General features: G+C 72.5%; 16 protein-coding genes and 1 pseudogene. 4 read left to right on the plus strand and 13 right to left on the minus strand.

Annotation, left to right across the window (positions count from 1 at the left end; all coding sequences use genetic code 11):
• Nucleotides 1–126: 126 nt before the first annotated feature.
• Nucleotides 127–1,446 carry an L-type lectin-domain containing protein gene (locus KJS59_RS15905; protein ID WP_213453671.1) on the minus strand — a complete coding sequence of 440 codons (1,320 nt, stop codon included), beginning with the start codon at nucleotides 1,444–1,446 and terminating at the stop codon, nucleotides 127–129.
• Between the two features lie 244 nt (nucleotides 1,447–1,690).
• On the opposite strand from KJS59_RS15905, the gene KJS59_RS15910 reads away from it, so the two are divergent.
• Both KJS59_RS15910 and KJS59_RS15915 read left to right on the plus strand, forming a co-directional pair.
• The gene (locus KJS59_RS15910; protein WP_213453672.1) at nucleotides 1,691–3,244 is read left to right on the plus strand and encodes a LysM peptidoglycan-binding domain-containing protein; all 1,554 of its coding nucleotides are present in this window, start codon (nucleotides 1,691–1,693) and stop codon (nucleotides 3,242–3,244) included.
• A 2-nt stretch (nucleotides 3,245–3,246) separates the two neighbouring features.
• On the plus strand, nucleotides 3,247–4,554 hold the full coding sequence (locus tag KJS59_RS15915; protein WP_213453673.1) for a hypothetical protein: 1,308 nt from the start codon (nucleotides 3,247–3,249) through the stop codon (nucleotides 4,552–4,554).
• 114 nt (nucleotides 4,555–4,668) lie between these two features.
• On the opposite strand, the gene KJS59_RS15920 is transcribed toward KJS59_RS15915, so the two are convergent.
• Nucleotides 4,669–5,415: a magnesium transporter MgtE N-terminal domain-containing protein gene (locus tag KJS59_RS15920; protein WP_283775787.1), complete on the minus strand. Its 747-nt coding sequence runs from the start codon at nucleotides 5,413–5,415 to the stop codon at nucleotides 4,669–4,671.
• A 501-nt stretch (nucleotides 5,416–5,916) separates the two neighbouring features.
• Here KJS59_RS15920 and KJS59_RS15925 point away from each other — a divergent pair.
• Nucleotides 5,917–6,480 (plus strand): sigma-70 family RNA polymerase sigma factor, encoded by a 564-nt coding sequence (locus KJS59_RS15925; protein WP_213453675.1) that lies wholly within the window; start codon nucleotides 5,917–5,919, stop codon nucleotides 6,478–6,480.
• Nucleotides 6,481–6,483: 3 nt separating this feature from the next.
• Here the strand turns inward: KJS59_RS15925 and KJS59_RS15930 are convergent, their stop codons facing one another.
• The 10 genes and pseudogenes from KJS59_RS15930 to KJS59_RS15975 all read right to left on the minus strand — a co-directional run bounded on the left by KJS59_RS15930 (nucleotide 6,484) and on the right by KJS59_RS15975 (nucleotide 15,612).
• Nucleotides 6,484–7,188, minus strand: coding sequence for a zf-HC2 domain-containing protein (locus tag KJS59_RS15930; protein WP_213453676.1), 705 nt, complete (start codon nucleotides 7,186–7,188; stop codon nucleotides 6,484–6,486).
• 142 nt (nucleotides 7,189–7,330) lie between these two features.
• Nucleotides 7,331–8,719: a S8 family serine peptidase gene (locus tag KJS59_RS15935; protein ID WP_213453677.1), complete on the minus strand. Its 1,389-nt coding sequence runs from the start codon at nucleotides 8,717–8,719 to the stop codon at nucleotides 7,331–7,333.
• A 97-nt stretch (nucleotides 8,720–8,816) separates the two neighbouring features.
• Entirely contained in the window at nucleotides 8,817–10,463 is a 1,647-nt protein-coding gene (ptsP, locus tag KJS59_RS15940) for a phosphoenolpyruvate--protein phosphotransferase (RefSeq protein ID WP_213453678.1), read from the minus strand.
• Nucleotides 10,456–10,761 carry an HPr family phosphocarrier protein gene (locus KJS59_RS15945; protein ID WP_213453679.1) on the minus strand — a complete coding sequence of 102 codons (306 nt, stop codon included), beginning with the start codon at nucleotides 10,759–10,761 and terminating at the stop codon, nucleotides 10,456–10,458. Before KJS59_RS15945 ends, ptsP begins: the two co-directional genes overlap by 8 nt.
• Nucleotides 10,762–10,798: 37 nt before the next feature.
• Nucleotides 10,799–11,839 (minus strand): zinc-dependent dehydrogenase, encoded by a 1,041-nt coding sequence (locus KJS59_RS15950; protein ID WP_213453680.1) that lies wholly within the window; start codon nucleotides 11,837–11,839, stop codon nucleotides 10,799–10,801.
• Nucleotides 11,836–12,309, minus strand: a complete 474-nt coding sequence (locus tag KJS59_RS15955) for a PTS sugar transporter subunit IIA (RefSeq protein ID WP_213453681.1) — start codon at nucleotides 12,307–12,309, stop codon at nucleotides 11,836–11,838. Before KJS59_RS15955 ends, KJS59_RS15950 begins: the two co-directional genes overlap by 4 nt.
• Nucleotides 12,302–12,610 (minus strand): PTS lactose transporter subunit IIB, encoded by a 309-nt coding sequence (locus KJS59_RS15960; RefSeq protein WP_213453682.1) that lies wholly within the window; start codon nucleotides 12,608–12,610, stop codon nucleotides 12,302–12,304. Before KJS59_RS15960 ends, KJS59_RS15955 begins: the two co-directional genes overlap by 8 nt.
• Before the next feature lies 1 nt (nucleotide 12,611).
• A complete protein-coding gene (mtlA, locus tag KJS59_RS15965) occupies nucleotides 12,612–13,775 on the minus strand; it encodes a PTS mannitol transporter subunit IICB (RefSeq protein ID WP_213453683.1) in 1,164 nt (387 codons plus the stop codon).
• A 173-nt stretch (nucleotides 13,776–13,948) separates the two neighbouring features.
• Nucleotides 13,949–14,854 (minus strand): annotated as a pseudogene (gene pfkB, locus KJS59_RS15970) (1-phosphofructokinase); the annotation flags it as partial.
• On the minus strand, nucleotides 14,851–15,612 hold the full coding sequence (locus KJS59_RS15975; RefSeq protein ID WP_213453685.1) for a DeoR/GlpR family DNA-binding transcription regulator: 762 nt from the start codon (nucleotides 15,610–15,612) through the stop codon (nucleotides 14,851–14,853). The pseudogene pfkB and the gene KJS59_RS15975, both read right to left, overlap by 4 nt.
• 268 nt (nucleotides 15,613–15,880) lie before the next feature.
• Between KJS59_RS15975 and KJS59_RS15980 the strand changes: the two genes are divergently transcribed.
• Complete coding sequence (locus KJS59_RS15980) at nucleotides 15,881–18,514, plus strand: hypothetical protein (RefSeq protein ID WP_213453686.1); 2,634 nt, start codon at nucleotides 15,881–15,883, stop codon at nucleotides 18,512–18,514.
• A gap of 297 nt (nucleotides 18,515–18,811) precedes the next feature.
• On the opposite strand, the gene KJS59_RS15985 is transcribed toward KJS59_RS15980, so the two are convergent.
• Nucleotides 18,812–20,065, minus strand: coding sequence for a thaumatin family protein (locus KJS59_RS15985; RefSeq protein ID WP_249714270.1), 1,254 nt, complete (start codon nucleotides 20,063–20,065; stop codon nucleotides 18,812–18,814).
• Nucleotides 20,066–20,631: the final 566 nt, after the last annotated feature.

The following is a 20,631-nucleotide window of genomic DNA, read 5'->3' on the forward strand; positions in this document are numbered from 1 at the left end:
AGGCGACGGAAGCCGGAGGGAAACGCCAGCGCGCCGCAGCAAACGATCCACAGCACCACGGCCTGCCAGGTCAACGTGATCTTGCCTTAGGCCGACCCCGAATGGGCAGACGCATGCCACGGGTCGTCACGACTGGATGGCGGACCAGGACAGCACCGACTCCTTCCCCTCCGCGGGGGCGACCCGGCCGGTGCTGCCGGTGAAGCCGATCCACGCCTTGTCGGTGCCCAACTGCGCCCGTAGGTCGATCGAGTAGGTGAACAGCGGAGCGGCTGGCTGCTCGCTTGACTGTCCGGCCCGGACGGTCAACGTTCCGGCGCTCGCGCTGTAGTGGACCCAGACGTAGAACGGTTGGTTGTCCGTCACGCTGAACCCGGGCGGGGCCGAGATGTGGTGCCGGGTGATGTCGCCGTTGGTGGTGACCGCGATGTGCGGGTTCTGGCCCTCCGGGTCCCATCCGGCGTTGGCCCAGGTGTCGATCTCCACGGCGACACTTGGCCGGATCATCCACTCCGGCTCGACGTCGGGGCGCCCGCCGTACCCGATGCCGCCGCCGGTACCGCCGAGAGCGTCCTCCCCCGCGGCCTGGATGACGAAGGCGAGGCCGTCGGTGTGCGCCTTGATGGCAACCTTGAACCACGACGCGAACGACCGGTTGGTATCCACCCGCTCCGTCGCCCAGAGGCTGCCCTTCTGCTCCAGGCCCTCGGCCAGATCCACCCGGCCGTCGACGGCCTTCGCCGAACCGTTCAGGCGCAGGTTCGTCGTCTTGCTGAAGTCGGGAAAACTCACCGAGAACGACGGCGCCTGCGGTTCCGGCGCCGTGGCGGACACCGTCGGGGAGCCGGTCGGCGAGGCCGCCCGGGTAGGTGCCGCCGTGGTCGGTGTCGTCGTCACGGTCGGGCTGGTCGTCGGCTCGGGGGTCCCGGTGTCTTCGGCCATCACCCCCACCCGCAGCGCCTGCTCGTACGCCGAGGCGTACGTCTCCACCTCGTTCACGAAGGTGGTCGCCCGCGCGGGCACTCCGGCGGCCTGGTGCACGTCCTGCAGCGACGAGGCGAAGGCACCCACGGCCAGCCGCCACACGTCACCCGGCACGCCGCTCGTGCGCAGGTTCCCGATCAGGTCGCAGGTCAGATGCGCGAGCGCCAGCACACTGGCCGACTCGTCGTCGGGCCGCGCGGCCTGCCAGGGCTTCCAGACCTCCCACTCGTTGGCCGACAGCCCGGCGATGCCGCCTTCCGGCGTGCCCTTGAAGCCCGTGGCGGCCATGACCTGACCGGCCAGCCGGGCCGGGGTGACGGCGGGGCAGGACGCCGAGGCTTCGGTGAGGGCGGCCAGGCGCGCGTCGTCCAGCGGAACGATGCCCTCGGGCTGCGCGTTGGCGGTGGTCACCACGGTCGCCACGCCGGCCAGGACGAGGACGCCGACGGTGGCGACCACCACGCGTCGCCGCTCGGGCCGCCAAAGCGATCGGGTCCACCGGCTGCCTGCGCGAAACTTCGTACCCATCCGACGCTGCTCCCCTCACTGTGGCGTATTCGCGCCTCGCATCGTTGACGGGCCGCGGGCCCCGGTGGTTCACGGCCGGCGGTGAACCGAATCGCGCGGCCGCTCGTCCATGCCGGGCGTGGGGACTTCCTCCAAGCCTCGACGCCCACCGCCGGCCGGCCGGGCGGGTCGGCGCGCCGTGCGGTGGCTCGTGTGCGCCGCGCTGCTGGGCGCCGTGGGCGCGGCCGGCCTGACCGGAACCGCCGCCGCCGAACCGGCGCCGTCGGTGTCGGCCACGACGCCGGCCACCGTGAAGTACTACGTCGTCGGGCGGACCGGCGGGGCCGAGCGGGAGTACCTGTTCCAGATCGCCGCCCGGACCCTGGGTGACGGGCACCGGCAAAAGGAGATCTTCGAGCTGAACCGGGGGCGGTTGCAGCCGGACGGGCAGCGGATGGACGACCCGCTGGTGGTGCTGCCCGGCTGGGTCCTGCTTCTCCCGGCGGACGCGAAAGGGCCCGGCGTGCTGTCCGGCCCGGCACCGACGGTCAGCGACCCGCGCACGCCCCCGCCCGCATCCGCGGCCCCCGACGCACGGTCCGACGATTGGCTGCTGCGGGCGGGGGCTATCGTCCTGGTCACGACCATCCTCGGCGTCTCGCTGCACCTCCTGCGCCGCGGGCAGCGCATCGAGCTTCACCGCCCGGTCCGGGCCACGGGCCGGGCCCGGCTCGACCAGCCTGCTCCGGCGGGCCGTCGCCCGCGCGATCTCCCGACCGACGACGGCTGGCCCGCGCTCGAGTCGCCTCCCCCACTGCGCCGCCCGCCCGATCTCCCCACCGACGACCGCTGGCCCACGGTCGAGTCGCCTCCCCCACTGCGCCGCCCGCCCGATCTCCCCACCCGCGGCCGGGGCAGGGAATCCGTGCCCACCACGGCGAACGGGTGGGCCGAACCCAACGACCGGGGCGCGGAATCCGTGCCCAGCACGGCACACGGCCGGGAACCCGAGCTGCGCGGCGCGGAATTCGCGCCCACCACGGCGAACGGCCGGGAACCCGAGCTGTGCGGCGCGGAATTCGCGCCCACCACGGCACACGGCCCGACCGAACCCGACGACCGGGGCACGGAGTCGTCCGGCACGGAGTCGTCCGGCGCGGTGTCGGCCGACCAGGCACCGCGCTGGGCTTCGGCGCGGTTGCTGGAGGCCCCGGCGCCGGCCAGGCCGGCCGACACCGCGCCACCGCGGGTGGAACTTCGCCTGCGGTCCGGCTCCGACCAGGTGGCGATCCGCCTCGTCGGCGCTCGTCCCGACGCGGGCGACGCGTTCTTCGGGCGTGGTGAGATCGGGTCGCGAACCGGTGCGGCGGTGGTGCACCTGGGCGACCCGGGGCCGGGCGCCGCTTGGCTGGATCTCAGCGCAAGCCCCGACGTCGTCACGGTCAGCGGCGACCCGGCCGGCGTCCGCCGCCTGACACTGACGCTCACCCGCCAGCTGTCCCGCGCTGGCGTGCCGACGATCGCCGTCGGCGACGCGCTCGGGGAAACCGGCGGGACAGACCACTGGATCGGGTCCCTCGACGAACTGGCCGACCGGTTCGGCGACACGCCGCTACTGGTGGCCTTCGTCGGTGACCTCCCGGCGGGGGATGTCGCCACGCTGCACGAACTGCTGGTGCGCTGGCAGCCCCGGGTGGTGCCGATCGTGGTCGGATCGGGACCGCGGTCCCGTTGGTCGATCGACGTGGCCTGACCGTGTCCGCCGTCCTGCCTCCGGCGACGCGATCCGCGCCCGGCGACGACCACCCGCCACCCCGGACACCCGGCCTGCACGACCTGGCGCTCGTGGTCGGACCCGACGGCGGGCTCGCCCGGCCGGACAGGGTCGACGTCGCCTTGCGCGCGGCGGACCTGACGGCGCTGGTGCGGCAGGCCGGGGCCGAGGACTGCGACCTGCGGATCCTGACCGCGCCGGGTGAGCGGAACGTGCCGCTGCTGCGCGGCCTCGCCCGTCGCCTCGGGCGCGACGTGCTCGTCCCGCCGGCCGGGGCGCAGGTCGTCCGCAGGCCGCTGGCGCGCACGACGGGCGTCGAGGACGATCTCGTCGCCGTCGACGCGGACGGCTACCCGGTCGACTGGCTGATCGTGCAGCCCGGTGGGCAGGTCGGGTCGGCCTTCGGCTGGTTCGAGCTGTCCGGCGGCCGGGTCCGGCAGCGGACCGGCCCGATCTCGCTGCCCCTGCCGGACGGCGGTGTGATGCTGGCGACCCGCGAGACGTTCGTCCACACCCGTACGGCGGCCGCGGCCATCCGGGTCGGCCATCCGGCGTTCGTCACGCTCGGCGTGCAGGTGCGCTCGGGCGACTTCGTGCTCGGGTACTACGATCGCAGCACGACGCGGGTGGACGCCGCCGGGCTGGCCGCTGCCCTCGCCGCGCTTCCGCTCTACCGGCGTCAGGTACGGCTCTGGCTGCGCTGGCCGGACGACGAGGCCGACCGGGGCCGGTTGCGGACCAACCTGGCGGACTTCGCCGAGGTGACCGGGGCGACCGTGTGGGTGCCGGCCGAGCCGGCCGAGGCGGTCCTGCTCGGCGGCTGCCTCGACCTGGCGGCCGTCGACCCGCAGGGCGCGGCGGGCCACTGGCAGGCATACGGTCCGACGGGCCCGTTCGAGTCCGACGTGGACGGCCGCCTGGTGCCGACCGGCGGGGTGCGCGTGGCGCACCTGCCCGCGGTCGACCTCGTGAGCGGCCTCCCGGCGCGGGAACGGGAGCTGGCCGAGCGCCGGGGCGCCGCGAAGGAGCCGGCGGCGGCGCCGTTCACCTGCGACCTGGCGGTGCTGGTGGACGGCCGCCTGGCGGTCCGGTACGGCGACGGCAGCCTGCTGGCCGTGGGCGGCCGGCAGTTCACTCACCTGCTCCGTGACGCGGGCTGGACCGGGTCGAAGGTGGCGCTGCTCTCGTCGGTCACGCCCGAGCAGGCCGCGGGCGTGCGCCTGCATCTGGCCGACCTGGTCAGCCACCTCGGCACGGCGATCCGACTCCATGAGGGACGGACGGCATGAACCCGCGGCGTCTTCGCGAGCGGTCCTCGACCCTCCCTTCTCCATGCGGGTTCTGCCGAGAGGCGGGCCGAGGCGACCGGCCGGCTCACCCGCTCGCCCGGTTCGCCCGTACGCTCAGCCGGTCAGCCGGATGAGCGCGCGCTTGACCATCCCGCTGTCGCGGTCATCGATCCAGCGCTGGACCTCGAACGGCCGGCCCGACCGGCTCAGCGCCTGGGCGTGGCCGGCCGCGCTGGCGGCGGCGGCCACGTTGGTCAGCAGCAACATGCCCGCGATCGACTGCCACCGGCCGCGCCGGGCCGACTGGTCCACGTCGAGGTCCGTCAGGGGATCCAGCCGGTAGCGGACGGCTACCTGGATGCTCTTTCCGAGCACCTCGGCCAGCAGGTCGCCGGTCCACTGGTCGAGCCAGGAGACCGCGCTCGCGGTGCGCACCATCAGGTTCGCCGCGTCCCGTTGGTAGAGCGCCGACGCGAACTCGACCGGCTGGTCGGGGGTGAGCAGCTCCCGCAGTCGCGACTGCACCGCGTCGGGAAGGCTGGAGACGATCTCCGCCACCGCCCGGGGGGCGAGTTCGCGCAGCAGCTCACGGGTGATCGCCGGGTCGAGCCGCGGGAGCAGGTCGGCGAACTGGCCTATCGTCAGCTGCTGTAACAGTGTCACCCGGACCTCGGCGGGTAGGCCGAGCAGCAGCTTGCCCGCCCGGTCAGCGGGAGCTCCGAGAATGATCCGGATCAGGTCGGCCGGCGGCAGCTCGGTGACGATCACCGCCATCCGGTCCACGGTGACGCTCTGGAGGAGTCTCGCCGCCTCGGCCGGCTTGACGGATCTCAGCATCGCGATCAGATGAGGCGTAGGCATCCGGTCTATCAATGTTCTGTCCTAACTGAACTGTTGATATTCGTCACGTTGACGGTCGGCGGTGACGTCCCGTTCAAGGGACGTCCGATACGTCCGCACGACTTGAAACTTCCGACAAATAGGCTAAACGGCCCAGGATTTTACAATTTGGTAACGACCGATTTTTGTTTGCTTGGCATTCGGCCACTCGGCGCCGTAGTTTCCACGTAGACCTACATTCACGCTCCCTAACAGACATCCGGAAGCCGACATCCCCCGCCTCCGGTCTCCGAGGAGGGCCCGCCGTGACGCACATCGTTCCCGCAGCGCCCCGGCCGCCGGTTCCGGCCATCAACGGTGCCGCGTCGGCCCTTCCTCACACGGACCAGGGTCCGTACTATGCGGATCACGCGACATCGTGGCGCTCGGCCGCCTGCCCGGCAGCGGAGCGCCATGATGTCGAACAATAGGACCTTTTCGGTGAATATGGACCGGAGGCCCCACCGCGAGGACGATTTGGTGATGTCTGGCCGTCAGAGTACGCACAAGCCGACGTCGGGCACCGAGTCGACGACCGAGGCCGCCCTACGCGATCTCCGGGACGCGCACGGCGCGGTGCTGCTCAGCTTCCTGCTGCGCCTCACCCGGAACGACCGGGACCGCGCCGAGGACATCCTCCAGGAGACGATGATCCGAGCGTGGCGGCATCCGGAAGCCCGCGGAGCGGATGGCGCGTGGAGCCGTCCGTGGCTGTTCACCGTGGCTCGACGGATCTTCATCGACCAGCAGCGGGCCGCCACCAGCCGGGTCACGGAGCTCAGCGATGTCCGACTGGACAGCCGCCCGGACGAGACCGACCTGCTGGAGCAATCCATCAACGTCGCGGAGGTACGGTCCGCGCTGGAGTCGCTGCCCGACCGGTTGCGTGACGTGCTCGTCGAGGTCTACCTGCGGGACCGATCGGTGGGCGAGGCGGCCGAGACGCTGGACATCCCGGCGGGCACCGTCAAGTCGCGGACCTTTTACGCGATGCGCGCGCTGCGGGAAGCCCTGATCCAGCGGGGGTTCGATCTGCCGGCTCGGTGACGGTCAATGCGGGACGACGACGCGGGCCAGCACGGAACCGCCCACCTTCGTCACCGTGAAGAACGCGATGTCCCCCGGACGCTTACTGACGGTCGCCACCATCTCCTCCTCGGCGTGCGAGGCGATGATCTCATCGACGACGACGGTGGCGCCGTCCGTGGTCACCGCGATGAGCTGGATCTGCTGTCCAGGCGTCAGGCCGGCGGTGACGGCGCGCACGATGGAGCCGGACTCCCTCGGCTCAAGGGTGACCGAGAGCGTCACGCCGGTCACCTCGTCGGTGTCGCTGACCGAAACGCCGACCGGGCCACGCTCGCCGGACGTCAGCGCGGCTCCGATGCCGATGCCCCCCACGAGAACAAAGGCCGCCGCCACGGCCATCACCTTGGCCCGGGCGGTGAACCATCCGTTGCGCCGGATGGGGATGGGGGACACCGCGGGAGCCGGTGACGGTTCGGCGACGGGCACCCGCAGCGCCCGCGGTGCGGTCTGCGGACGAAGCTGGTCGGCCAGCGCGCGGCGCTCGTCCTCGCGCAGCGAGGCCAGCACGTCGGTCAGGTCTCGGAGCTCCTGGTAGTCGGCCAGGCAGGCGGAGCACTGGTCGAGGTGGCGCCGCACGGCTCGCTGTTCGTCAAGGGGCAGCTTACCGAGCACGTACAGCCCCAGATCGAACCGCACGTGCTCGTCGCCGTCGGTGGCAACGCTCATGCCGCCATCCTCACCCTGTCCTCACCCTGCCCCGCTTCACCTCGGTTGGTCTCCGTTCAACGTCAGCCCGGAGGCAACCGTTCACACGGCCGACGAATCCGTCCTATCGGGTTACCACGGTACCGCTATCCTCGGCACCAGACTACGGCGTTGCCGCCCGGAACCGCCGGCGCCGGGCGCGCGCCAGCAGCCACCCCGCACCGCCGAGGCCGATCGCGGCACCGGCGACCAGCACGACCGGCAGCGCCCCACGCCGACGTTCGGGCAGTACCGTCGAGCCGCCGGAGGACGTGAGGGAAGCGGCTGGATTGATCACACCCCAGCCCCGGACACCGTCGGGGACCTCGGCTCTCGCGTCCGCGGTCCGCTCGATGTGCTGCGCCGCCTCCGCCGCGGTGAGTTCCGGCTGCGCCGACCGGACGAGGGCGACCAGGCCGGCGACGAAGGCGACGGACAGGTCGGGGGTGGTGGCCTCGATGTGGCCCCGGCCGTCGGCGTCCAAGGTGAGGATCCGTTGCCCGGGCGCGAGCACGTCGACCCCGCCCGGGGCGTACCGCTCGAACAGGCGGTCGTCGGCGGCGACGGCGCCCACCCGCAGCAGGCCGCGTCGGGGTGCGCCGGCACCCCGGCCGCCGGGTGGCGGGGCGGCGACGACGACCACCACGTCGGCGTTCACCGCCTGGTCGATCGCCGCGCTCACCGCCGGATCGGACACGTCCACCACACCGGGCACCGCGACGACCGCGGCGCCGGACTCAGCCGCCACCGTCAGCGCGGCCACCAACTCGTTCCGGGTGATTCGATCGGTGCTGGCGACCGTCAGCGGCAGGATGGTCGTCGCTGGCGCCACCCCGATGAGCGGGCTGCTCGGGTGCGGTTGGGCGGCGATGATGCCGGCCAGGGCCGTGCCTCCCGGCGGGCAGTCCGCGCCGGGCCGGGCACGGCCGCCGCTGAGGTCCACCGGCGCCAGCACCCGACCGGTCAGCTGCGGTGCGTCGGCTGCGACGCCCGTCGTCACCACGGCGACCGTGGCATTCTCGCCCCGGCTGTGACTCCAGGCCTGGTCGCTCGCGAGTCGCAGCTGTGCCCACGGTATCCCGGCCGACTCCGGGGGAATCGCCTTGCACGCCGCCTCCCGGCTCGCCACCAACGGCACTGAAACCGGCGGCGCGGAGCTGACGGGTCCTGCCGCCGGGGTGGTCGGCAGGATGCCGAGCACGACATCCCGGCCGACCGCGTCCCAGGGCACGACCAGGGCCCATCCCGTGTGCAGCTCGGCCGGATCGCTCAACCGGCCGCCGTCACGCTGTGGCCGCCCGGCGTTGAGGTCGAAGATGTCCGCACTGCGACTGCCGTCCCCGAGCAGCCGCTCGGCGATCGTGGGCAGGGTCTCCGGGCGGCCGCTCGCATCCGCCTTGACGACGTAGAACTTCACGCTCGGTGACTCGGCGCCGGGGCCACCGAGGGCCGGTGCACCCCACCCGGTCAGGCTCGCCACGAGCATGAGACTCGACGCGATCACGAGTAGCACGGGGAGGCGTCCCCGACCGGCGCGTGCCTCCACGTCCGTCCCTCCATCATGGCGCCGATGCATTGTATAACAACGGAGCCTTGGCGGGCGGCCCCCGCTATCCGTTGACGACCGCGGCGCGGGCCGCCGCCGGGTCGCCGGCGGCGCGGGCGGCGGCAGCCAGGGTACGGCACTCGGCCACGGTACGCGTGGCCAGCGCCGCGCGTACCGCGGGCAACGCCCGGGCCGACATCGACAGGCTGGTCACGCCCAGGCCCACGAGGACCGGAGCCAACAGCGGATCCGCCCCCGCCTCGCCACAGAGCCCGACCGGCTTGCCGGCCGCCGCCCCCGCGGCCCCGCAGGCGCCGATGAGGTCGAGCAACGCCGGCTGCCACGGGTCCAGCAAAGCGGCCAGTTCACCGCACTCGCGGTCGGCGGCGAACGTGTACTGGCTGAGGTCGTTGGTGCCGATGCTGAGGAAGTCGACCACGCCCAGCAGGGCGTCGGCGCGCAGCGCCGCGGCCGGGATCTCCACCATGACACCCGCCCGGGCAAGACCGGCGGCGCGGCAGCGGTCCACGAACCGGCTCGCCTCGTCCACGGTGGCCACCATCGGCGCCATGACCCAGACGTCGGCGTCCATGCCGGCGGCGGCCTTCGCGATCGCCGTGAGCTGGGCATCCAACATGGACGGATCGCGGTGGGACAGCCGCAGTCCACGCACCCCGAGAGCGGGGTTCGGCTCCCGCCCCTGAGCCAGGAACGGCAACGGCTTGTCCGCGCCGGCGTCGAGGGTACGCACCACGACCCGCCGCCCGGCCGCGACGCGGAACACCTCGGCGTAGGTGGCGATCTGCTCCTCCAGGGACGGCGCCACGGTCCGGTCCAGGTAGAGCAGCTCCGTGCGGAACAGTCCCACCCCCTCGGCGACCGGCACACCCGGATCGGCCAGGTCACGCGCCGATCCGATGTTGGCCAGCAGCGCGACCGGGTGGCCGTCCGCCGTCCGGCCGGGCCCGGCCGGTGCGGCCAGCGCCGACCGGCGCGCCTGCTCCTGCGCGCCGGTCGCGGCCACCGTCTGCTCGTCCACCCCGACGCTGACCGCCCCGACCGCCCCGTCGACGCGCACCAGCGTGCCGTCCGCGACGTCCCGGATTCCGGGGCAGCGCACCACGGCCGGCAGCCCGAGCGAGCGGGCCAGGATCGCGGTGTGGCTGGTCGGTCCGCCCTCCTCGGTCACCACCGCCAGTACCCGCGTGAGGTCCAGGCCGACCGTGTCGGCCGGGGCGAGATCGCGGGCGAAGAGCACGAACGGGACGCCCGGCGCCGGGACGCCGGGCATCGCCACGCCCGTACACACCGCGACCGCCCGGTCGCGCAGGTCGTCGAGGTCGGCGACCCGCTCCGCGAGGTAGCCCCCGGACGACTCGAACCCGGCCCGGTAGGCCGCCAGCACGGCGGTGATGGCGTGGGCCGCGTCCCGCCCGGCCTTCACCTCGGCGGCGACCGAGTCCTCCAGCACCGGGTCCCGCACGATCATCGCCTGGGCGACCAGAATCTCGGCCGCGGCCCGGTCGCTGCTCGCCTCCGAGCGCCGCATCAGGTCATCGGCGACCGCGCGCAGCGCCGCGGCCGCCCGGGCCAGCTCGGCCTCCGGGTCGGTCACCGGCCGCGGGGCGGGCAGCGGGGGCGGCTCGGTGAGTCGGTATGCCGGGCCGGCCGCCCACCCCGGACTGACCGGCACGCCGGTGAGCTCAGGCACCGGTACCCGCCGTCTCGGTGGACGACGCCGGCTCCTGGTCCAGGTCGCGGACGAGCAGATCGGCGAGCACGTCGAGTGCCGCCTCGGCACCCTCGCCGTCGGCTTCGAGCGTGACCTCGGTGCCGCGCTTGGCGCCGAGCGCCAGCACCGAAAGAATGCTGCCGGCCGGCACCGCCGGGCCGTCCCCGGTGCGGATGGTGACCCGGACGGGCTGGGCCGCGGCGGCGGACACGAACAGGGCGGCCGGCCGGGCGTGCAGCCCGCTGGCGGAGCCGACGACGACGGTACGCGAGGGCATGGCTGTTCCTCTCCTCTGTGGACGCTCAAAAGGATTGCTAGGGCTCGATGGTGACCTTGATGGCGGCCCCCCGGGCCACGATGTCGAACGCCGACAGGGCCTCGTCGAGCGGCAGGCGGTGGGTAATGAGGTCGGCCACCGGCACGGCCCCCGCGGCGATGAGCTCCAGCGCCTTGGCGTTGTGGGTGGGGCTGGACCCGTTGGCCCCGACGATGGTCAGCTCCCGGTAGTGGACCAGGTTGGAGTCGCAGGCGATGACCGGGTTGTCCTTCGGCAGTCCGCCGAAGAAGCTGATGCGTCCCTGGCGGGCGGCCATCGCGATCGCCTGTTCCTGCGCGGCGCCCGACGCCGCGGCGGTGATGACCACGTCGGCACCGCGGCCGTCGGTGAGCTTGCGGATCTCGTCGACCACGTCCACCTCGGCGCCGCTGACGGCGGCGTCCGGTGCGACCAGGTCGGCGGCCATCCGCAGCCGGGGCGTGTTGACGTCGACCAGGAACACCCGGGCGGCACCCCGGGCGCGGGCCAACCGCACGTGCAGGCAGCCGATGGGACCCGAGCCCATCACCACCACGTCGTCGCCCTTGCTCACCCGGGCCAGCATCTGGCCGTTGAGAACGCAGGCGAGCGGCTCGGCCACCGAGGCCTCGGCGTAGCTGAGCGCCTCCGGGATCCGGTTCAGGCCCTCGACCGCGAGCACCTTCGCCGGCACCACGAGATACTCGGCGAAGCCGCCCTCGTAGTGGTAGCCCATCGACTCCTGGTTCGGGCAGACCGTCATCCGGCCGCGCCGGCAGTCCGGGCACCGTCCACAGGGGATCGCCGCGATCACCTGCACCCGGTCGCCGGGAGCGAACCCGGCGACGCCGTCGCCGATCTCGACCACCTCGCCGGCGATCTCGTGCCCCATGATCCGCGGCGGCACGATGTGGTGGTGACCGAACTTGAAGATCTTGACGTCGGTGCCGCAGGTCGAGCAGGCGCGCACCCGGAGCTTGACCTCGCCGGCGCCGGTGGACGGTTCGGCCGCCTCCTCGATGCGCACGTCGCCTGGCGCGTGGAAACGAACGACCTTCATGCGGTGCTTTCCTTCCTTACCGGGGACAACAGGGCCAGCACCTCGTCCGGCTCGGTCGCCTCGCGCAACGCGCGGGCGCGCTCGGGATCGAGGAGGATCTGGGCCAGTTCGGACAGGATCTCGACGTGGCCGTCGCCGCGGGCCGCGATCGCCACGCAGACGAGCACGCGGTTGCCGTTCCAGTCGACGCCGTCCGGGAAGCGCAGCACGGCCAACGCGTCGCGGCGCACGCACTCCTTGGCGGTCAGGGTGCCGTGCGGGATGGCAACCCCCTCCCCGACGTACGTGGAGATCGTCTGCTCGCGGGCGAGCATCGCCTCCACGTACGCCGGGGTGACCGCGCCGACCTCGACCAGCGTCTCGCCGCACCGCCGGATCGCCTCATCCGTCGTGGCGGCGCGTTCGCTCAGCCGAATCGCATCACGGTCCAGCAGGCCGGCGCCGGGCCGGGTGCTGGCGGGTTCAGCCATGAAGGTCCCCGCCGTACTGGACGGCCATGATGATCGTGTTGATCGCGGGGTCGCCCAGGAACACCCGGATCGGCACGATGACCTTGTCGGGGGCGCTCGCCCGGGCCCGGTCGGCGAGTCCGACGTGGGTGACCACGACGTCGGCGTCGGCCGGGATGTCGTTGACCGGGGTGTGCTCGACGGTGACCGAATGCCGGCTGAGCTGGCGGCGCAGCGTGCTGGCCAGCATCACGCTCGAACCCATCCCGGCGTCACAGGCCACCACGACCTTGTGGATGTCGTTGCCCTTGATTGACGGCATGTCATGCCTCCGTGGTCGCGGCGCGGCCGGTCTGCGGCGCGCGGTGCTGGGCCGGCACGGCGCCGGCCGGTGAGACGGGCGCGTCGGCCAGCGCCGCGTCGGCGTCGTCGGTCCGCTTCTCCAGTCGGCCGAAGCCCAGCAGCACCGAGGCGACCACAAACGTGACGGCCGCGGCGATGATCACGCCGGCGATCATGCCGAGGTACGAACCCTTCGGGGTCACCGCGAAGTAGGCGAAGATACTGCCCGGCGAGGGGCTGGCGACGAGCCCGGCGCCGGTCACCATGAACGTGAGCACGCCGGAGGCGCCACCGACCATCATGGCCAGGATCAGGCGCGGCTTCATCAGCACGTACGGGAAGTAGATCTCGTGGATGCCGCCCAGGAAGTGCACCACCATCGCGGCGGGCGTGGACGGGCGCAGCGCGCGCGGGCCGAACAGGAAGAACGCGACGAGAAGCCCCAACCCCGGCCCCGGGTTCGACTCGATCATGAACAGGATCGAGTCGCCGGTCTTCGCCGACTCGGCGATGCCCAGCGGCCCGAACACGCCGTGGTTGATGGCGTTGTTGAGGAACAGCACCTTGGCCGGCTCGACGATCACCGACGCGAACGGCAGCAGGTGGTTGCTGACCAGCCAGTCCACGCCGTCACCGGCCCTGCCCGCGACCCAGGAGACCACCGGCCCGATGCCCCACCGGCCCAGCAGTGCCATGCCGCCGCCGATGATGCCGGCCGAGAAGTTGTCGATGAGCATCTCGAAGCCGGGCTTGACCTTGCCCTGGATCAGCTCGTCGAAGAGCTTCAGGAGGTACGCGGTCAGCGGGCCGATGATCATGGCGCCGAGGAACATCGGCACGTCCGACCCGACACAGATGCCGGCCGTGGCGATGGCGCCGACGACGGCACCGCGCTGACCGTGCACGAGGCGACCACCGGTGTACCCGATCAGGATCGGCAGCAGGTAGGTGATCATGGGCCCGACCAGTTCGGCGAAGAACGTGTTGGGCACCCAACCGGTCGGGATGAACAGGGCCGTGATGAGGCCCCACGCGATGAAGGCGCCGATGTTCGGCATGACCATCGCGGCGAGGTTGCCGCCGATGCGCTGTACCCGGGCCTTGAATCCGCTGCCGGTGACCGGCGGTGTGTAGGGGGTGGCCATAGGGACTCCTTGTGGTGGGATGGGGGATATCTCTAGAGGACGGACGCTCCGTCCGTTTCGGATGGGTTCTGGACGGGCGGTTCCGCACCGTCCACCCGCTGGGTGGTGCCTGCCGGCGCCGCACGCTCCGTCTGCAGTGCGACGCCGGCAGGAGTAGGCGACCCGCCATCGACGGCATGGATGGTGACCTGTTCACACCGGATGTCGTGCGGCTCCGGCATCCGGCTTCCGGGCAGGCTGACGGCGGCCGCGCCCCAGGCCACGGCCTCGGCCAGGGCAGCCTCCCCGCTTGCGCCCGCGGCCAGGAATCCGGCGAGCAGGGCGTCACCGGCCCCGACCGAGCTGCGCGGCCGGGCGACGGGGCACTCGGCCCGCACCACGCCGTCCGCACCGACCAGCACCGCGCCCTCCGCACCGAGGCTGACCAGCACCGCACCGACACCCCACGACCGGAGCACCTGCGCGGCGGCGACGGCGTCGGCGACGGTGGCCAGCGGCGCCCCGATCACCTCGGACAGCTCCTCGCGGTTGGGCTTGACCAGCGTGACGCCGGCCTCCGCGGCCGCCCGCAACGCGGCCCCGCTGGTGTCGACCGCGACCCGCAGTCCGGCCCGACACAGCCGCCGGCACAGGTTGCCGAACGCCACATCGGACAGTCCCGGCGGCAGGCTGCCGCTGACCACCACCCAGTCGGTGCCCCTGGCCTCGGCCAGCGTCTGGGTGGTGATCGCCTCGAATTCGTCGGGCGTGAGCACCGGGCCGGGCTCATTGATCTTCGTGACCGTGCCGTCCGGCTCGGCCAGCGTCACGTTGGACCGGGTGTGCCCCACGATCTCCACGGTCAACACGTCGACCATCTCGACCTGCAGCAGGCGCACCAGGTGCAGCCCCTCGTCGCCGCCGCAGGGCAGCAGGGCACGGGATTCCACGCCGTTAGCCAGCAGTGCACGGGTCACGTTCACGCCCTTGCCACCCGGGTCGACCCGTACGCTGGCGGCGCGCAGCACCTCGCCCCGGACCAGGCTCTCCAGCTCGATCGTCCGGTCCAGGCTCGGGTTGAGGGTGAGAGTGAGTATCACGCGCGCACCACACGAACGCCAGCGGCCTCGACCTCGTCGGCCAGTCCGTCGTCGAGCCCGGCGTCGGTCACCAGCGTGTCGACGTCGGCGAGGTCGCCGAACCGGGCCAGATAGTCGTTGCCGATCTTCGTGTGGTCCGCCAGCAGCACCGCGCGGCGGGACGACGCGATCATCGCGCGCTTCACCGCCGCCTCCGCCGGGTCCGGCGTGGTCAGGCCGCGCTCGACGGACGCACCGTTGGTGCCGAGGAACACCACGTCCACGTAGACGTCGGCGAGCGGTCGCAGCGCCCAGTCGTCCACCGTGGCCATCGTCTTGCCCCGGATGCGCCCACCGAGGATCAGCACGTTCAGGTTGGCGCGGCTGCCGAGCATCGTGGCCAGCACGGGCGAGTTCACGATCACCGTGAGCTCCCGGTCGGGCGGGAGGGCGTGCGCGAGCCGGGCGGTGGTGGTGCCCGCGTCGAGGATGATCGAGCCTTCGTCCGGGAGCTCGGCGAGCGCCGCCTTGGCGATGCGTTCCTTCTCCGCGATCAGTAAGGCATCGCGCGCGGCCAGGGCGGGCTCGAAGCCGATCCGCTCGACGGGAATCGCCCCGCCGTGCACCCGACGCAGGACCGCGGCCCGCTCCAGGGTGGTGAGATCGCGGCGCACCGTCTCCGCCGTTACGTTGAACGCCTCTGCCAGCGTCGTCACGTCAACCCGTCCGTTAGCCCTGGCCAGGCGCAGGATCTCCTGCTGCCGTTCCTCGGCATACATATGGTTTCACCGCCGTTTCGCTTTTGCTTGTGACTTGTTTACGTCCGTATATGTGGGAAGTCAACCCTTCACTCCGCGGGCGTGCACCATCCGCTGGGGCCCCTCCCCGTGAACACGCCCGCCAGCAGCGAAAACGGGTGCCGCCGCGGGTCCGGTGACATCCGAATCGGGACCGGCCGACGTCCCCCGTTCCGGGCGCCACCGCGGAACAGGTGACATCGTCCACCTCTTCCGTGAGCCGACGGGCTCCCGCGTCCGTCATGTGGGTATGGGGTTCGCGATGCAGGCGCCGAGCAGATCCCGGCCGGCGACGGAGGTCGACCGGCTTCCCCACCTGTATGACCTCCGCCTCGTCGTGGCGCCCGACGGCGGCCTGGCCCACCCCGACGAACCGGGTCGGTCCCTGGCCGCGACGGAGTTGGCCACGCTGGTCCGGCTGGAGGGGGACGCCACCTGCGACATCCGGGTCCTGGTGCCGGTCGACGAGGCAAACCTGGGCACGGTCGCGGCGATGGCCCGCGAGTTGGGACGGGACGCGCTCGTCGTCCGTGACGGCTGCGAACTGCACATCCGGCCCCGGCCGCCGGATCGACGGGCCGGCCAGGCGGGCGCCGACCACGAAGTGGTTCCGGTCGACCGGAACACCGGCAACCTCGTCGACTGGACGCTGGTCCCGCCCGCCGGGACCACCGCAACCGGACCGGGCTGGTTCGCGCTGCGGGGCGGACGCGTACTCCCCCGCGAGGGCCGCGCCACCCTCCCCCTGCCGGGACGCGGCCTGGTCTTCCCCGGCCGCGACGACTTCGTCGAGTGGCGCGAGGCGGCCGCGACCCTGCGCGCCGGCCATCCGCGGCTGACCACGGTCGGCGTCCGGCACGTCGACGGCCACTTCGTCCTGGCCGCGTACGACGGGCGCACCCACACCTGCGACGGCCTGGGCCTCGCCGCCGCGCTCGGCGCGCTGCCCCTCTACCGGGGCGACCTGCGCCTGTGGATGACGTGGCCGGCCGACCCCGGCCAGCGCCGGCGGCTGCGGGATCACGTCGGGCAGCTCGCTGCCGCGTGCGGAGCCGTCGTCTGGGCCCCGCCGTGGGGTGGGCGGGCCACGATCCTCGACGGCTGCCGCGACCTGCACGCCGTCGACGCGGACGGCCGACCCGGCCGCTGGGAGGCGTACGGCCCGGGGGCCACCCGGACGTTCGTGTCCGACGAGGACGGCCGCCTCATGCCACCCGGCCCCATCGCGGTGACGAGCGCACCGGGCATCGCGCTGGTCGCCACGGACCCGGCGGCCCCGCCGGAGCACACGATCGGCCGGGTGGCGTCGGACTCGGCGGCATTCCGGGTCGCGCTGCCGGCACTGGCCGACGGTCGGCTCGCGCTGCGCCACTCGGACGGCACGCTGCTCGCCGTCGGCCCCCACCAGCTTCGGCAACTGTTGCGGCGGGCCGGCTGGCAGGGCGGGGCCTTCACCGTCGTCACCAGCGTGGCGCCCGAACGGGTCGAGGGCACCCGCCGCCACGCCCACCAACTCGCCCAGGCGCTGGGCTGCCGCGTCCACCTCGGCGACCCGCCCGCCACCCCCGAAGACCCGCCTTCGGCCCCCGTCGACCCGCCTACCGCCCCGGTCGACCCACCTTCCGCCCCCGTCGAGCCGCCTTGGGCCCTGGTCGACCCGATCGCCGCCGGGCCACTCGGACCGGTGACCGCGCCCGACCGCCCTCGCGCCCGCCCCGACGACCGCACCGCGGCCGAGCCCTCCGGACCGACGAGCAGCCAGTCAGACCGCCACCGCCCACCCGCGCACACGGCGACGAGGTCGACCACCAGACCGCCGAACCCTCCGTCCGGCACCAACGGTCCGGTCGGCGCCGGCGCCGCGGCCGGCACCAACGGCGCGGTCGGCACCAACGCTGCGGCTGGCGCCAGTGGGGCCGGACCGGGTCGGACCGACACGCCCAAGGCCGCGGGCGACCGGGTGCGCGTCAACGACACGCCGGCGATGCGCGGCAACCACATTGATGTCTCTGAAGCTCCGACGATGCCGTCGCGGTTCCTCGACGGGCCCCGCGTCGACGTGGCGGCACGATCCACACCCCGCCACAGACTCGGCTGGCTGCCGGCCCGACCCCAGGTCAACCAGGAGGAATTCGACGTGGTCGTGGACTGCCCGGAGCCGGACCGCGCCGTCCGCGAGGGCGTCCCCAGCCCGCGCCTGCTGCTGCTCGGCAACCTCGCCACCGGACGGCTCCGCCCCCGCCACCCCGGCGGCCTGCTGCGGATCCGGGTCGGCGCCGGCGCCGCGGTGGACGTCGCCGCAACCGAGGTGTACCCACCGCGAGCGCTGGCCGGCGCGCTGGCCAGTCGCGACGTCTGGCTGCTGCCGGCCGCCTGGCTGGACCGCTGCCGGGTGGTCGCGGTGGTACGGACCGACCCGGCGACCGGCCGGCCGGTCGAGGAGCCGATCGACGCGCCGGTGCGGCTGACGAGCAAGGGCGCCGCGCACGGCGTACCCGGCCTGCCCACCGAGATATGGCGCTGGCCACGCCTGCGCCGCGTCACCCGCTACCTCACCATCGACCCCGCTCGTGTCGACAACGACTGGCACCAACTGCACGCCGCACGCCCACCCGCCCAGTCCGGACTCCGGCTGCTCCAGGTCCGCGTGGAGCGTGGCGCGGCCGTCGATGTCCGCCGGACCGAGGCCGCGTTGAGCGGCCTGCCCGCGCTGCGGACCCGTCTTCCCGCGCTGCGTGCCGCCGGCGTCGACCATCTGCTGCCCCGGGCGGCCTTCGCCGCCGTCACGGTTCGCCGCGAATTCCGGGCTGACGGGTCCACCTGGCGGCCGGTACGCCGGCCCGCCACCACCCTGGCCTCCTGGCGCCCCGCCGGCAAAGGGTGACGCTGCGCTGGTTGACTAATCCCGTGGTGGCTTCTCGGCGGCGCCCGTGGTGGCTTCTCGGCGGCGCCCCTCCTTCGTGAGCCACGACTCGCGCACCAACCCGTCACGGCATGCCGGGATGGCCGCCGAAGTCGTCCACAGCACGCTTGGCTGCGGAACGGGCGGCCATCCCGGGAGGCTGAGACAGACAGGGCAGCGCCGCCGTCGGGCGACGGGACCGCACGCGAGGGCGCCGCGGCAATGCGTCCCTGGGAGACGGACAAGCCACGCCGGCTGCGTCAGGTCGGCCGTGCCGGCTCAGCGCGATCCTGCGCGCCAGACCTGGTTCTCCTGGGGGGCAGGGTTACAGTCCCAGATCTGCAGAGGTGCACCGTTGGCGGCGTTCCAGTCACGCACGTCGACGCACTTGCCGGAGTGCGGGTTGCGCAGGAACGTACCCTCGATGACCCAGACCTGGGCCGGCCCGCCATTGCACCAGGCGAGCTGCACTTTCGCACCATTCTCCTGCGACGCCCAGGCGACGTCCATGCACTTGTCGAGCACCGCCAGCGAGTCGTTGGGGCCGCGGGTGAAGCGCTGTCCGGGCATGCCGTTGCAGTCCCAAAGTTGCAGCTGGGCGCCGTCGGCCGAAATTCCGCCCGGCACGTCGATGCACTTGTCGGCGTACCCGCGCAGCTCGAAGCCGGCGACATCCGCGGAGGGCACCGCCGGCGTCACAACCGGTTCGGCCGGATCAGCCAGTCGCCTGGACAGGGACACGTCCGGGTCAGCCAGTCGCCTGGACAGGGACACGTCCGGGTCAGCCAGTCGCCTGGACAGGGACACACCATTGTGGAAGGTAATCACGAAGTCCGTGCAGTCGGCACAGTTGAACATGGTCTCGTTGCCGGCAACCTTGTCGTTTGTGGACCACAGATAGGCTCGCGGGGCGAAGGCGCCGAGCGCGGCGGTGTAGTCGGTCTCCGCGTCGCGGTCGGGGTTGACGCAGTTGATCCGGTTGGCGTTCTCCGGGTCAGTGACGGCGAGCGCCGCCGGACACGCCGCGAGCAGCTGCCCGCCCGTACAGTCCGACGCGGCGCAGCTGCCGGCGATGTTAGGCCGGGGGTGATCAGGTGTGTCAATCGTGATCGTCAACGACAACGCATCGACGTAGCTGACGTTGTACCAGGGGGCAAGGGAATCACCCTGATCGAAGTTGAACTCTGCCAGGCTCACCGGCTCCGACGTGGTCGCGCACCGGTCGGCGTAGACGCCGCAGTCGCCCACCAGGCAGTGAAACGTGCTACCGGGTTCCCCGGTGCAGCGTTGGCGCGCGAAAAAGCGCCCACGCCAATGGTTCGGTTGGTCACCATCCGGAATGCTGACCGCGGCCGACTCGCCCGGCTGCAGCACCGGCAGGCCCGTGAGTGGTCGTGAACCGTCGTCGCTCGCGACCGCGCCGATCCAGAGCGTCTCGCCGGTCGCGTTGACGAGCGTCACGCGTTCGCCGGCGACCGCATCGGACACGTTGGACATGACCACGATCGCGCCCAGCGTGAGCACCGCGACCACGACATACGCGACTGCCCTTCTTCGCTGACCCGCGCGGGTCCTCGATATCCATGCATTTCCAATCATGGTCCCTCCAGTCAGGGAGACGAACGACGGAGTGCTGACGTCGGCGACTCGCTCGCCGTCGCGCACCCTCATGACGGCGCCGGCGCCGCCCGCGTTCAAACCCAGATGCCAGCAATGCCGTCACCGTCGTCAAGGAGTCGTCTCAGTGCCGTTTGGACGTGACGGCCTTGCGAGGTTCGGGAACGGGCCGTGACCGCACCGCAACCGTGCCACGGCGAGAGGCGGAGGCTGCGCCGCCGCCTGGGCGACGATCGAGAAAATTCGTAAAAATGGCGCGATTCGATTGCTTGGTTCACATTGACCCATAATCTCATCAGATCGCCTGTCAATGGAGGACCTCCACGACACGCCGAACGGGTCACCTCTTCCGGGACATTGACACTTGACAGCGCACTGGTCATGCGGCACGCTCACGATCAAGCCGGTAGATCCACTAACAACAGTCGGACCATCGACGAGCCCGCTATGCGACGACATCACCTACCACCGGTCCGTATTCA

This window comes from Rhizomonospora bruguierae (assembly GCF_018397995.1).
Lineage (GTDB): Bacteria > Actinomycetota > Actinomycetes > Mycobacteriales > Micromonosporaceae > Rhizomonospora > Rhizomonospora bruguierae.

What these genes read in the sequence shown, in the direction of transcription:
- KJS59_RS15975 (WP_213453685.1), bottom strand. Translation starts at nt 15,612, where the DNA reads ATGTATGCCGAGGAACGGCAGCAGGAGATCCTGCGCCTGGCCAGGGCT.
- KJS59_RS15925 (WP_213453675.1), top strand. Translation starts at nt 5,917, where the DNA reads ATGTCTGGCCGTCAGAGTACGCACAAGCCGACGTCGGGCACCGAGTCG.
- KJS59_RS15955 (WP_213453681.1), bottom strand. Translation starts at nt 12,309, where the DNA reads ATGGCTGAACCCGCCAGCACCCGGCCCGGCGCCGGCCTGCTGGACCGT.
- KJS59_RS15945 (WP_213453679.1), bottom strand. Translation starts at nt 10,761, where the DNA reads ATGCCCTCGCGTACCGTCGTCGTCGGCTCCGCCAGCGGGCTGCACGCC.
- KJS59_RS15980 (WP_213453686.1), top strand. Translation starts at nt 15,881, where the DNA reads ATGGGGTTCGCGATGCAGGCGCCGAGCAGATCCCGGCCGGCGACGGAG.
- KJS59_RS15960 (WP_213453682.1), bottom strand. Translation starts at nt 12,610, where the DNA reads ATGCCGTCAATCAAGGGCAACGACATCCACAAGGTCGTGGTGGCCTGT.
- mtlA (WP_213453683.1), bottom strand. Translation starts at nt 13,775, where the DNA reads ATGGCCACCCCCTACACACCGCCGGTCACCGGCAGCGGATTCAAGGCC.
- KJS59_RS15920 (WP_283775787.1), bottom strand. Translation starts at nt 5,415, where the DNA reads ATGCCTACGCCTCATCTGATCGCGATGCTGAGATCCGTCAAGCCGGCC.
- KJS59_RS15950 (WP_213453680.1), bottom strand. Translation starts at nt 11,839, where the DNA reads ATGAAGGTCGTTCGTTTCCACGCGCCAGGCGACGTGCGCATCGAGGAG.
- KJS59_RS15930 (WP_213453676.1), bottom strand. Translation starts at nt 7,188, where the DNA reads ATGAGCGTTGCCACCGACGGCGACGAGCACGTGCGGTTCGATCTGGGG.